The 12,197-nt window shown below is 67.2% G+C and carries 12 protein-coding genes; 8 read left to right on the plus strand and 4 right to left on the minus strand.

Annotation, left to right across the window (positions count from 1 at the left end):
* Positions 1–61: 61 nt before the first annotated feature.
* Positions 62–592, minus strand: a complete 531-nt coding sequence (locus tag H0T81_RS09270; RefSeq protein ID WP_294012148.1) for a CAP domain-containing protein — start codon at positions 590–592, stop codon at positions 62–64.
* 269 nt (positions 593–861) lie between these two features.
* On the opposite strand from H0T81_RS09270, the gene H0T81_RS09275 reads away from it, so the two are divergent.
* Complete coding sequence (locus H0T81_RS09275; RefSeq protein ID WP_294012151.1) at positions 862–2,640, plus strand: ABC transporter ATP-binding protein; 1,779 nt, start codon at positions 862–864, stop codon at positions 2,638–2,640.
* Here H0T81_RS09275 and asnB read toward each other — a convergent pair.
* The 3 genes from asnB to H0T81_RS09290 all read right to left on the minus strand — a co-directional run bounded on the left by asnB (position 2,637) and on the right by H0T81_RS09290 (position 6,831).
* A complete protein-coding gene (gene asnB / locus H0T81_RS09280; RefSeq protein ID WP_294012153.1) occupies positions 2,637–4,628 on the minus strand; it encodes an asparagine synthase (glutamine-hydrolyzing) in 1,992 nt (663 codons plus the stop codon). The two genes, H0T81_RS09275 and asnB, sit on opposite strands and share 4 nt — an antisense overlap.
* Positions 4,629–4,719: 91 nt before the next feature.
* The gene (locus tag H0T81_RS09285) at positions 4,720–5,166 is read right to left on the minus strand and encodes a hypothetical protein (RefSeq protein WP_294012156.1); all 447 of its coding nucleotides are present in this window, start codon (positions 5,164–5,166) and stop codon (positions 4,720–4,722) included.
* Positions 5,167–5,205: 39 nt separating this feature from the next.
* Complete coding sequence (locus H0T81_RS09290; protein WP_294012159.1) at positions 5,206–6,831, minus strand: phosphoenolpyruvate carboxykinase; 1,626 nt, start codon at positions 6,829–6,831, stop codon at positions 5,206–5,208.
* Between the two features lie 199 nt (positions 6,832–7,030).
* Between H0T81_RS09290 and H0T81_RS09295 the strand changes: the two genes are divergently transcribed.
* Genes H0T81_RS09295 through H0T81_RS09325 form a run of 7 tightly spaced genes read left to right on the plus strand, consistent with a single transcriptional unit; the run spans position 7,031 to position 12,177 of the window.
* Positions 7,031–7,741 (plus strand): response regulator transcription factor, encoded by a 711-nt coding sequence (locus H0T81_RS09295; RefSeq protein ID WP_294012162.1) that lies wholly within the window; start codon positions 7,031–7,033, stop codon positions 7,739–7,741.
* Entirely contained in the window at positions 7,734–9,299 is a 1,566-nt protein-coding gene (locus tag H0T81_RS09300; RefSeq protein WP_294012165.1) for an ATP-binding protein, read from the plus strand. Before H0T81_RS09295 ends, H0T81_RS09300 begins: the two co-directional genes overlap by 8 nt.
* Positions 9,296–9,739: an HPr kinase/phosphatase C-terminal domain-containing protein gene (locus H0T81_RS09305; protein ID WP_294012167.1), complete on the plus strand. Its 444-nt coding sequence runs from the start codon at positions 9,296–9,298 to the stop codon at positions 9,737–9,739. Before H0T81_RS09300 ends, H0T81_RS09305 begins: the two co-directional genes overlap by 4 nt.
* Before the next feature lie 13 nt (positions 9,740–9,752).
* Positions 9,753–10,691, plus strand: coding sequence for an RNase adapter RapZ (rapZ, locus tag H0T81_RS09310; protein WP_294012169.1), 939 nt, complete (start codon positions 9,753–9,755; stop codon positions 10,689–10,691).
* Positions 10,688–11,095 carry a PTS sugar transporter subunit IIA gene (locus H0T81_RS09315; RefSeq protein ID WP_294012172.1) on the plus strand — a complete coding sequence of 136 codons (408 nt, stop codon included), beginning with the start codon at positions 10,688–10,690 and terminating at the stop codon, positions 11,093–11,095. The genes rapZ and H0T81_RS09315 overlap by 4 nt, the downstream gene beginning before the upstream one ends.
* Positions 11,092–11,364: an HPr family phosphocarrier protein gene (locus tag H0T81_RS09320; RefSeq protein WP_294012175.1), complete on the plus strand. Its 273-nt coding sequence runs from the start codon at positions 11,092–11,094 to the stop codon at positions 11,362–11,364. The genes H0T81_RS09315 and H0T81_RS09320 overlap by 4 nt, the downstream gene beginning before the upstream one ends.
* A 12-nt stretch (positions 11,365–11,376) precedes the next feature.
* Positions 11,377–12,177 (plus strand): RNA methyltransferase, encoded by an 801-nt coding sequence (locus H0T81_RS09325; protein ID WP_294012178.1) that lies wholly within the window; start codon positions 11,377–11,379, stop codon positions 12,175–12,177.
* Positions 12,178–12,197: the final 20 nt, after the last annotated feature.

Raw genomic sequence — 12,197 nt, forward strand, 5'->3', positions numbered from 1 at the left:
GCTCGCTGGGCGGTTGTCGGTCCCGCCCCTTAGCGCGTGCCGGCGCCCAACCGGAAGTGCGTTAGCCTACGTAGCGCCCGTCCACATTTCCTGGCGGCGAATAACGGCAGATCAGATAGTCCCAGCTGCCGGTCGAGTGAATCACGCAGCCGACGCGCGTCGTGCCCTTCCAGATCAACTGAGTGTAGTGCGACACGTCGTTCCAGTTGCCCGTCCGGCTGACGTACGGGAACATGCCCGCGCGAAACATGCGCCGCTCGTCGATCCAGGTGCGGACCATCTGCTCGGGCGAGTAGGAACCGCGGGTTCCCATCCACAGATTCTCGCGCTGGCCGGGGCGCATCGCCCGCGGCGAGTGCTGCAGCCGGCCGACGCGCGCGAGCATCGGTCCGTACGCCGCCGCCGAGGCCGCGAGCTGCGGGTCCCACTGCAACGGCGGCAGGTTGAGCCGCGCCCGCTCGGAATTGTGCGACGCGAGCAATCGAACGGCGGTGTCCGTTCCGCGCGAATAGAGCATCGTCGCCGAATTGGCCGCTGTCGGCCACACCGTCAGCGCCATCAACGTCAGGCAGCTCGCAATCAGTTTTTTCACAACCCACCCCCGGAGGATTAAGACTGGAAGCAAATTAGGTTTCGAAATCCTAATGACATCTGAATTTCGGCCCCATTTACGATGGAACGTTGCGGTCAGGGGCCGAAAAGAGGTGCATTAACAGTGTGTTGTCGGAACCGCCGAGATCCGGTCGGGAGTACCGGCGGCACACCGCCTCACAACGCGGGCGCAAAGTGCTATTGCGCGCCAATGATTGCTCGTTCGCATCGGCCGGAGGCATCCGCGTGGTAGCCCCTGAGGGCCGCGGCATGGCGGCGGACCTCGCGCAGCTGTACCGATTCCTGTCTCCGGCGCGGCGGCGGCAATTCTTTTCGGTGCTGGCGCTGATGGTGCTCGGCGCAATCGCCGAGCTCGTGGCGATCGGGTCGATTGTGCCATTCCTGTCGCTGCTCGCCGGCGACTCCGGAGGGGAGCTGTTCCCCTGGCTGACCGACCTGTTCGAAGCGGTCGGTGCCGGCGACCACCGCGAGCAACTGGTCGCGGCGGCGCTGCTGTTCATGGCCGCCGCGCTGGTCGCTGGAGCGTTGCGCCTGCAGCTCGCCTGGTCGACCGAGAGCTTCGTGCTCGGCCTCGGCCACGAGCTTTCGGTCGAGATCCAGCGCCGCACTCTGGCGCAGCCTTATTCCTATCATGTCAGCCGCAATTCGAGCGAGATCATCGCCAGCCTCGAGAAAGTCCGGATGCTCACCTTCGGCGTTCTTTTGCGGCTGATGCGAGCGGTGACGGCGGGCTTCATCGCGCTGTTCATCATCGCCGCTTTGGTGCGGATCGATCCGTTCACGGCGGCGATCGCCGCCGTCGCGTTCGGAGTCCTTTACGCACTCGTCTCGGCCTTCACTCGGCAGCGGCTGGCGCGAAATTCGGCGATCCTCGGCTCCGCCTTTGAGCGGCGGGTACAAATCATCCAGGAGAGCCTCGGCGGAGTCCGCGACGTGATCATCGACGATTCGCAAAGCGTCTATGTCGACGAATTCCGCAAGGTCGACTGGCGCTTGACCCGCGCGCAGGTGACCACTTCCTTCATCGGCAGCGCCCCACGCTTCGTGATCGAAGCGGCCGGGATGGTTCTCATCGCCGCGCTTGCCTTGGCGATCGCCGGCCGTGAAGGCGGCCTTGCGCAGGCCCTGCCGATCCTGGGTGCGGTCGCGCTTGGCGCCCAGCGCCTGCTGCCGCTGATCCAGCAACTCTACGCGGCCTGGACCGGGCTTGCCGGGCAGCGCTCGGTGACCGCCCAGGTGCTCGATCTGCTCGCGCTTCCGGTCGAAGATCAGGCGCAGCGGTCGCGGCCGGGGGAGCCCTTGGAGTTCCGGCAAGCAATCGCGTTCGACAAGGTAAGCTTCACGTATCCAGGGCGGCAGCATCCAGCGATCGAGGACGTCAGTCTCTCGATCGAGTGCGGCTCGCGGGTCGCGCTGGTCGGTCCGACCGGCAGCGGCAAGAGCACTCTGGCCGACCTGCTGATGGGGCTCCTCGAGCCCACCGAGGGGACCATTGCCATCGACGGAACGCCGCTGACCCGCGAGACCAGGCGCGCCTGGCAGCGCAGCCTCGCCCACGTCCCGCAAGCGATCTTCCTCGCCGACGCCAGCATCGCCCGCAACATCGCCTTCGGGGTGCCGGCAGCGGACATCGACATGCAGCGGGTCGCTCGATCCGCCGCCGCCGCCCAGCTCGGCGGGTTCATCGACTCGCTTCCCGACCGCTACGAGACTTCGGTCGGAGAGCGCGGAGTGCGCCTGTCCGGCGGCCAGCGCCAGCGGCTCGGGATCGCCCGAGCGATCTACAAGGATGCGCGGGTGCTGGTGCTGGACGAAGCGACCATTGCGCTCGACCATGACACCGAGGTCGCGGTGCTCAGGGCTCTCGACCAGTTGGGCGGCGAAGGCCGGACCGTCGTGGTCATCGCCCACCGGCGCTCAACAGTCGAGCACTGTGATCTGATCGCGCGACTGGAAAATGGCCGGCTCGTCGAGCTTGGCACATTCGCCGAGGTGTTCGGCCGCCCGCCGCGGACCGCGACGAACTAGGCGGCGGCCGACAGCGCAGAGCGCTGCTCGCGCACCCACGACTGGAACATCAGCACCGCCCACAGCGCCGGTGTCGAGTCGCGCCGGCCGCCGAGGTGGTCTTGCCAGCGGCGCTGGACGATTGCCGGGTCGAACCAGCCGTCCCCGGCCATTCGCGACGCATCGAGCAGATCCTCGGCCCACGGCCGAAGCGGGCCCTTGATCCACTCGCCGACCGGAATCGCGAAGCCGACCTTGGGGCGCTCGAACAGCTCGCTCGGGACCTCGCGGTAAAGCAGTTCGCGAAGAATGTGCTTCCCGCGGCCGCCGCGCACCTTCATGTCGAGCGGGATCCGGGCGGCGAACTCGGCGACCCGGTGGTCGAGAAAGGGCACGCGAGTCTCGAGGCTCACCGCCATCGATGCGCGGTCGACTTTGCACAGGATGTCGCCGGGCAGATAGGAGACCGCATCGAAGTACATGGTCCGGACCGTGTCCGGTACTTCGTCGTCACAGTCCATGTCCTCGGCTCGCAGGGCGCCATGACCGCCGCGGACCGGCGATTCCTCGAAGCCCCACTCGTCGATGAAGCTGGAATAGAGCTCGTCGAAATTGCGCACCGAACCCGCCAGTCGAAGCCCTTTCTGGATCTTGCCGCCGATGAGCGGCTGGTGACGGCCCGAAAGCAGGCCGACCGCGCCGCTCCAGAATTGCGACGGCACCCGGCTCAGCGACGAGCCGATCGCCGAGCGCAGTGGCCGCGGCAGGCGGCGCAGCTGCTGCCACAATTGCGGTGCCGTGAAGTGCCGGTTGTAGCCGGCAAACAGCTCGTCGCCGCCGTCGCCGGTTAGCGCCACGGTCACCTGATCGCGGGCAAAGCGGCTGACGAGGTGGGTCGGGATCTGAGAGCTGTCGGCGAATGGCTCGTCGTACATCGACGGCAGAAGCGGGATGACGTCGCGCGCTTCCTGGACGGTCAAATAGCGTTCGCTGTGGACGGTGCCGAGGTGGGCCGCGACCGTCCTGGCGTCTTCGGCCTCGTTGAAAGCCGCTTCCTCAAAGCCGATGGTGAAAGTGCGGACCGGCGTCGAAGAGTATTTCTGGTAGAGGGCGACGATGGTCGAGCTGTCGACTCCTCCGGACAGGAAGGCGCCGACCGGCACGTCCGCGACCGACTGGTCGGTGATCGCTCTTGCAAGCACCTGCTCGAGCCCGTCGAGCGCTTCGCGTTCGTCGCCGATCCGCTGCTCGAGCCCGCGCCGGACGACGTCGCGGTACGACCAATAGCGGCGGACGTGGATTCCGCCGGCCGCCCCGTCCGCCCGTGGCGGAGCGTCGAGCGGGGTCCGTGCCGCCTCCGGCGTGATGGTCAGCACGCAGCCCGGCTCGAGCTTGAACAGCCGGCGGTAGATCGACAGCGGCGCCGGGATGTAGGTTCGCGCCGCGAATAGCCGAAGCGCGCGTCGATCGATCTGGCCGTCGAAGCGCGGATGGGCGCGGATCGCCTTGAGCTCGGAGGCGAAGACGAAATCCTTGCCCGCCCAGCCGTAGTAGAGCGGCTTCTCGCCGAAGCGGTCGCGGACCAAATGGAGCGTGCGCTGCTTCCGGTCCCACAAAGCGAAGGCGAACATTCCGACGATCCTGGGCAAGGTATCGGCCAGCCCCCAGGCGGACACGCACTCGAGGAAGGTCTCGGTGTCCGAATGGCCGCGCCAGCCGCCGGGCGGAGCATTGCCCGCCGCCTCGAGTTCCTTGCGCAGCTCGGAATGATTGTAGATTTCGGCGTTGTAGGTGATCACATAACGGCCGTCGGCGGACTCCATCGGCTGGTGCCCGGCGGGCGACAGGTCGACGATCGCCAGCCGGCGGTGGCCGAGCCCGACACCGGCCTCCGAGTCGATCCACACGCCCTCGTCGTCGGGGCCGCGGTGCACGAGCGGGTCGATCAGCCGCCGGACATCGCGCTCGTCGAGCCGAGATGAAGAGATGATTCCGGCGATCCCGCACATTTGGGTATCGGGTCCTTGCTAGAGCCGCATGCCGGCCGACTATTGCTCCGCCGAGGCGCCCGAAATCAAGCCGCGCTCCCGAAACGGCGAGTCACGGCAGGGCCGCGATGTCCGGCGGCACAAGCTTGCGGCGCGCTTCGGCCGAGAACAGCCGCTCGGCGCTGTAGAAGCGCAATGGCCAGTCGCGGCGGCCCATCGGGGAAAGCAGCAGCTCGTTGACCAGCTCGTGAAGCGGCTGGTTCAAGTCCGCCTCGGCGAGGAACAGCCGAACGCCGTGCAGGAACAGGCGGGTGATCGTCTCATGATAGCCCTCGTCATCGCTGTTCACCCCGCCGACACTCTCGTTGTAGGCGCGGATGATGCCCGGCAGCTGGCGGTCGATGTCGATGTCCGGCCGGCGGGTGAGCAGGAAAGTGGTCGCGGCGAGGTGCGCCTCGTGGGTCCAGTCGGAGCGCGGCAGGGTGCGGGCGGTCAGCCCCTCGCCAATTCGGACGATCTCGGATTCGTCATGGAAAAGCCGGGGTTTCTGGTCGCTCATCGGTCGGGCCTATTCGGCAGCCCGACTGCAAGCCGGGCGTCAGACGGTTTCGGGTGCGTTGCTCGTTTGCACGGCTTGCGGCCCGGATTGTCGAACGCCCTCGTCGACGTGCGGCGCGAACTCGGCGAAATTGGCCACGAACAGGTCGACCAGCCTGGCCGCCGTGCGGTCGTATTCCTCCTTGTCCGGCCAGGTGCCGCGCGGATCGAGTATGGCGGTGTCGACGCCCGGGACTTCGACCGGCACGTCGAAGCCGAAGTTCGGGTCCTTGCGGAAGTTCGCGTTCTTGAGGCTGCCGTCGAGCGCGGCGTTGAGCAGCGCCCTCGTCGCCTGGATCGGCATGCGCTTGCCGACCCCGTACTTGCCGCCGGTCCAGCCGGTGTTGACCAGCCAGCAGTCGACATTGCCCCTGGCGATCCGCTCTTTGAGCAAATTGCCGTAGACCGACGGGTGGCGCGGCATGAACGGCGCCCCGAAGCAGGTCGAGAAGGTCGCCTCCGGCTCGGTCACGCCGATCTCGGTGCCGGCGACCTTGGCCGTATAGCCGGACAGGAAATGGTACATCGCCTGGTCGGGCGTCAGCCGGGCGATCGGCGGCAGCACCCCGAACGCGTCGGCGGTCAGCATCACCACGTTGCGCGGCAACGGCCCCATGTTGTGCTCGGACGAATTGGGGATGAAGTCGATCGGATAGGCGCCGCGGCTGTTCTCGGCGAGGGTCGCGTCATCGAGGTCGAGCTCGCGCGTCACCGGGTCGATCACGACATTCTCGAGCACCGTTCCGAACCGCTTGGTGGTGGCGAAGATTTCCGGCTCGGCTTCGGCCGACAGGCGGATCATCTTGGCGTAGCAACCGCCCTCGAAGTTGAACACCGCGGTATCCGACCAGCCGTGCTCGTCGTCGCCGATCAGGGTTCGATGGGGGTCGGCCGACAGAGTCGTCTTGCCGGTCCCGGACAGGCCGAAGAAGATCGCCGTGTCGCCTGCCGGGCCGATGTTGGCCGAGCAGTGCATCGGCATGATCCCCTGCGGCGGAAGCAGGAAATTCAAGAGGCCGAACACCGACTTTTTCATCTCGCCGGCATAAGCCGTGCCGCCGATCAGGATGATCTTCTTCTCCAGGTTGACCGCAATCACCGTCTCGCTCCGGCAGCCGTGGCGAGCCGGATCGGCCTTGAAGCTCGGCAGGTCGATGATGAGATATTCGGGGTCGAAAGCAGCCAGCTCATCGGCTTGCGGCCGCACCAGCAGGGTGCGGATGAACAAATTATGCCAGGCAAGCTCGTTGATCACCCGCACCCGGACTCGGTGCTCGGGCTGCGAGCCCCCATAGAGGTCGGCGGCGAACAATCTGTCCTTGCCGCCGAGCGCTTCGAGGAAGTCCTGGTGCAGCCGGTCGAACGCATCGCCGTCCATCGGCTTGTTGGTCTCGCCCCACCAGACGGTGCGCTCGCTGGTGGAATCGCGGACGATGAAGCGGTCGCTGGCGCTGCGGCCGGTATGCTTGCCGGTGCGCACCACCAGCGGTCCGTGCCTGGCGAGCAGCCCTTCGCCGACGCGCACCGCATGCTCGACCAGGGGTGCGGTCGTCAGGTTCCAGTGGATCTCGGCGCCGGTCGCAATGCCCTGCGCTTCAAGCCCGTTCTTCGGAACCCGGTCGGTCACTCACATTCCCCTGTTAGATGTTCAAAGCGGCGGCCAGCCGGCACCTTTGCAAGTGGGCCTGCCGCTGCATACGTATGCGCCACAGCGCCTATAAACCCGAAAAAGTTGCCGGGTCAAAGCCGAGGCCCGCGGCTTGTTTCGGGATGAGACGCTGGCTAAGCCGCCCCTTCCGGCAAAAACTGCCGCCAAAAGGCCATCGATGAGCCAAGTGATCGCGCTGGTCGACGACGACCGCAACATCCTCACGTCCATCTCCATCGCGCTCCAGGCCGAAGGCTTCATCACTCGCGTCTATTCCGACGGGGACACGGCATTGAAGGCGTTCGCCGAAAATCCCCCGGACCTTGGGGTGTTCGACATCAAGATGCCGCGAATGGACGGAATGGAGCTGCTCCGCCGGGTGCGCGAGACGAGCGCGATGCCGGTGATCTTCCTGACCTCGAAGGATGATGAGCTCGACGAGGCGCTCGGCCTGGCGATGGGCGCCGACGATTATATCGCCAAGCCCTTCTCCCAGCGGCTGCTGATCGCGCGGATCCGCGCTTTGCTTCGCCGCCAGGAGCTCGCCAGGGGCGAGGCCAGCGCAACGCAGGATGAGCCCGAAGCGCCGTTGCTGGAGCGCCGCCGGCTGAGCATGGACCCGGCGCGCCACAAGGTGCTGTGGGACGGCAAGGACGTCACTCTGACGGTCACCGAGTTCCTGATCCTCGAAGCGCTCGCCCAGCGGCCCGGAGTGGTGAAGAGCCGAAACCAGTTGCTCGACATCGCCTACCAGGACGACGTCTACGTCGACGACCGCACCATCGACAGCCACATCAAGCGTATGCGGCGCAAGTTCCGAGCGATCGATCCGGATTTCGACGCGATCGAGACGCTGTACGGCGTCGGCTACCGCTTCGAAGATGAGTGAGCACCCGCAATCGGCCGAGGCCGATGACCTCGCGCTGAGCTGGTCCGGGCGGTGGACGCTCGCCCACCGGATCCTGGCGGTCAACATCCTGACACTGGCGTTGCTGGCGCTCAGCATCCTCTACCTCGATGCCTTCCGCAATCAGCTGAGCAAGGAGCGCATTCGCCAGACGCAGCGCGAAGCGGCGATCACCGCGCGCGTGCTGGAAGCGGTTCCCGCGCAGGCCCGCGGCGCGGCACTTGCGCAGGTCGCGCGCTCGACCGGCAGCCGGCTGCGGCTCTACGACTCGCAGGGCCGGCTGGTCGAGGACAGCTGGCGCCTCACCGGCCCGACCTACGAGCTGCGCGACCCCGCCACCCAGCGCTGGACCAAGGACGCCGCCCGGGCCCTCGACCGTGGCTTCAACGCGATCGTCGGGGCCGAGCCGATCGACGATTTCTCCGAGCCCGCGAACGACCGCCTCGCCGCCTGGCCGGAGGCGCTCGAAGCCAGGAGCAGCGGCCGCGTCGAGAGCGAAGTCCGCAACGCGCCGGACCTGACGCCGGTGTTTGCGTCGGCAGCGCCCGCCGCGGGCGGGATCCTGCTGGTGACCGAGAACGACCGCAACTTCACCCGCACGGTTCGAAGCCAGCGCGCCGCCCTCGGGATCGCGATGGCCTTTGCGACCATCCTGTCGATCCTCCTGTCGCTGTTCCTTGCCCGAACGATCGTCCGGCCGCTGCGCCGGCTGGCGCTGGCCGCTCATCGGGTTCGTTTGGGCCGTGCCCGCGAGGTCAAGGTCCCCCGCCTGCCGTCGCGAAGCGACGAGATCGGGCTCCTTGCCCGGGCGGTCTCGGACATGAGCCAGTCGCTGCGGCTGCGGATCGACAATATCGAGGCGTTTGCCGCCGACGTCACCCACGAGCTCAAGAATCCGCTGGCCTCGCTGCGCTCGGCGCTCGACGGCCTCGACCGGGTCGAGGACCCGCAGCTTCGCCAGAGGCTGATCGAGGTCGCGCGCGACGACGTCCGGAGGCTGGACCGGCTGATCGGCGACATCAGCGAGGCGGCTCGAACCGACGCCGAGCTCGCCCGGGCGGCGTTCGAGCCGGTCGATCTCGGCCCGCTGATCGAACAATTGGTATCGAGCTGGGAAACCAATCGCGAAAAGGGCGATGCGACGATCGCCTTCGCCCGGCCGCGGCGGGCCAGCGCGGTTGTGCTCGGCAAGCCGGACCGGCTCGTCCGAGCGATCGATAATCTGATCGACAATGCAATCAGCTTCTCGCCGCCGGGCGGGCTGGTGGAAATCGCCGCCGCCCGGGTCGGCGACAAGGTCCGAATCCGAATCGACGACGAGGGCCCCGGCGTTCCCGGCGAAGCGCGTCAGGCAATCTTTAACCGCTTCCACTCAGTACGGCCGGAGGGCGAGGATTTCGGCCGCCATTCGGGGCTCGGGCTTGCGATTGCCCGCGCAATTGTCGAAGGCCATGACGGGGAGATTGACGTGCAGGACCGCGACGATGCGCCTTCGGGCGCCCGCTTCACCATCTGCTTACCGGCGGCGAACCTGTCATGACGACCGCTCGTTTGTCATCCGAGACGGTTCACGCGAGCACCGTCGCGATCGAGGGCCGGGCGGTGCTGATCAGCGGACCGTCGGGGTCCGGCAAGTCCGACCTCGCGCTGCGCCTGCTCGACCGCGGTTTCACCCTGGTCAGCGACGACCAGACCATCGTCCGCCGCGAGGATGACCGACTGATCGCCTCGCCGCCGCCCAATATCGCCGGCAAGCTCGAAATTCGCGGCATCGGCATCGTCGACATGGACAATCTCACCGACATGCCGGTCGCGCTGCTGGTCGAGCTGACCAGCGAAATCCAGCGAATCCCGGACGACAGCCGCGAGCGGCCGATCCTCGGGGTCGCGCTGCCGCTGATCAGCATCGACGCGATGGCCGCTTCAGCTCCCTCCAAGGTGGCGCTCGCACTCGATCGAATGGGCCTCAAGCTCAAGTGAGCTGGAAGGTTCGTTGACCGACGCGCGGGCCGGTCAGCGACCTGGGCCGCGCTTGCTGCTCGTCACCGGAATGTCGGGCGCCGGAAAGTCGACGGTCCTCGACGCTCTCGAGGACATGGGCTGGGACTGCGTCGAGAACCTGCCCGCCTCGATGCTCAAGGATTATGTCGAGCAGGGCCTCGAGGGCGGCCGCCAGGTCCCGGTCGCGGTCGGGATGGACGTCCGAAGCCGCGGCTTCGACCCCGCAGCCTTGCCCGACATCGTCCGGTCGATCGACGGCGTCAGCCCGGAAATCCTGTACCTTGACTGCTCGGGCGCGGAGCTCATTCGCCGCTACGACGAGACCCGCCGCCGCCACCCGCTTGCGGCGGATCGGCCCGCCGAAGACGGCATCGCCCGCGAGCGCAGCTTCACCGCCGGGCTTCGCAGCGCGGCCGAGAGCGTGCTCGACACCACCGACCTGACGCCGGCCGAACTGCGCGATGAGCTTCGGCGGCGCTACGGCGGCCAGGCCGACCAGCCGGTGCTGACCATCGCCTCGTTCGGCTTCACCCGCGGCGTGTCGCGCACCGCCGACCTGATGTTTGACTTGAGGTTCCTGGCCAACCCGCACTGGGTCGACGAGCTTCGGCCGCTGACCGGCACCGACGACAAGGTCCGAGCCTATATCGAGCAGGACGAGTCCTGGGCCGAGACAATGGACCGCATCGAAGCGCTTCTCATCGACTGGATTCCCCGCTACTGGGCCGCCGGCAAAACCTATCTGACCGTCGCATTCGGCTGCACCGGCGGGCGCCATCGCTCGGTCTGTGCCGCGGTTGAAATGGCGGAACGATTGCGAAGAGCGGGCTTTTCCCCGAATGTCCGGCACCGCGACCTGGCGTCGCGGCCGAGCGACACGGTCGAAGGCAATGCCGGGCAAGGCTCCATTGGAGGCGAGTTGAGCGGATGATTGGACTTGTGCTGGTGACTCACGGCCGCCTGGCGGCCGAGTTCATCACCGCGTTGGAGCATGTCGTCGGGCCGCAAGAAGCGGTCGAGGCGATCGGCATCGGCCCCGACGACGACATGGAAGCGCGGCGCAAGGACATCGCCGAGGCGATCGGCCGAGTCGACAGCGGCGAGGGAGTCATCGTCTTGACCGACCTGTTCGGCGGCACCCCGTCCAACCTCGCCATCAGCCTGATGAAGAGCGAGAACGTCGAGGTCATCGCCGGGGTCAATCTGCCGATGCTGATCCGCCTCGAGAGCGCCCGCAAGGTGATGGGGGTCCACGCCGCGGTGACCGCCGCTCGCGAGGCCGGGCGCAAATATATCTCGGTCGCTTCGGAGATCCTCGGGGAAGCCGCGGCTTGACCGCAGTCCGGCGCGACGTCCGGATCGCCAACCAGCGCGGGCTGCACGCTCGTGCAAGCGCGAAATTCGTCAGCATGGCGAGCCAGCTGCCGGCGACCGTCGAGGTCGAGAAGGACGGCAATCGGGTGTGCGGCACCTCGATCATGGGGCTGATGATGCTCGGCGCGGCGATGGGCGACGAGATTACCATCCACGTCGAGGGCGAAGGAGCGCAAGCGGCGCTCGAGCAGTTGGCCGAGCTGGTCGAAAGCCGCTTTGGCGAGGGCTGATGGTCCGCCCCGATGCCTAGAAGCGTCACCGCTTTCTCCAACGCGACGGTGAAAAGGCTGCGCTCGCTGCGCGACAAGAAGGCGCGGCGCTCGGAAGGTCTGTTCCTGGCCGAAGGGCTGCGGATCATCGCCGAGGCGCGCGGCAGCGGGCGCCTCCCCGAGATCATCGCTTTCTCGCCCGCCGGCGCTCAGCATCCGCTGGCCGCCGACATTATCGCGGAAACCGAGGCGACCGGCGGTGAAGCGATCGAGACCAGCCCGGACATTCTTGCCAAGATGTCGGGCAAGGACAATCCGCAGACGGTGATCGCCGCCTATCGGCAGCCCGACCTGTCGCTCGAGCGGATCGACCGGTCGGCGGCCCCTCTATGGATCGCCGTGCAGGCGCTGCGCGACCCGGGCAATATCGGCACGATCCTGCGAACCGGCGACGCTGCGGGGGCCGGCGGCTTGATCCTGATCGACGAATGCGCCGACCCGTTCTCGGTCGAGGCGGTGCGCGCCTCGATGGGCGCCTTGTTCACGCAAGGCATCGCGGCCGCGCGGTGGGACGAGTTCATCGCCTGGCTGCGCACCGGGCCTGGCCAGCTGGTCGGAACCAGCCTCAAGGCCGACCACGACTATCTCGATGCCGAGTATCAGGCGCCGTGCTTCCTCTTGATCGGCAACGAGCAGCAGGGCTTGCCGGCCGATTATGAGGCGGCGTGCGACCTTCTGGTCAAGATCCCGATGGCCGGGCGCGCCGACAGCCTCAACGCGGCGATGGCGGCGGCGGTGATGGCGTTCCAGGTCAAGGCGAGCTGGCGCGGCTGACGGAACCGCCATGCGGCCCA

This window comes from Sphingomonas sp. (assembly GCF_013812825.1).
Classification (GTDB): domain Bacteria; phylum Pseudomonadota; class Alphaproteobacteria; order Sphingomonadales; family Sphingomonadaceae; genus Sphingomicrobium.

Coding starts and splice junctions, on each gene's coding strand:
- H0T81_RS09305 (WP_294012167.1), top strand. CDS start 9,296: ATGACGACCGCTCGTTTGTCATCCGAGACGGTTCACGCGAGCACCGTC.
- H0T81_RS09300 (WP_294012165.1), top strand. CDS start 7,734: ATGAGTGAGCACCCGCAATCGGCCGAGGCCGATGACCTCGCGCTGAGC.
- asnB (WP_294012153.1), bottom strand. CDS start 4,628: ATGTGCGGGATCGCCGGAATCATCTCTTCATCTCGGCTCGACGAGCGC.
- H0T81_RS09325 (WP_294012178.1), top strand. CDS start 11,377: ATGCCTAGAAGCGTCACCGCTTTCTCCAACGCGACGGTGAAAAGGCTG.
- H0T81_RS09295 (WP_294012162.1), top strand. CDS start 7,031: ATGAGCCAAGTGATCGCGCTGGTCGACGACGACCGCAACATCCTCACG.
- H0T81_RS09275 (WP_294012151.1), top strand. CDS start 862: ATGGCGGCGGACCTCGCGCAGCTGTACCGATTCCTGTCTCCGGCGCGG.
- H0T81_RS09285 (WP_294012156.1), bottom strand. CDS start 5,166: ATGAGCGACCAGAAACCCCGGCTTTTCCATGACGAATCCGAGATCGTC.
- H0T81_RS09315 (WP_294012172.1), top strand. CDS start 10,688: ATGATTGGACTTGTGCTGGTGACTCACGGCCGCCTGGCGGCCGAGTTC.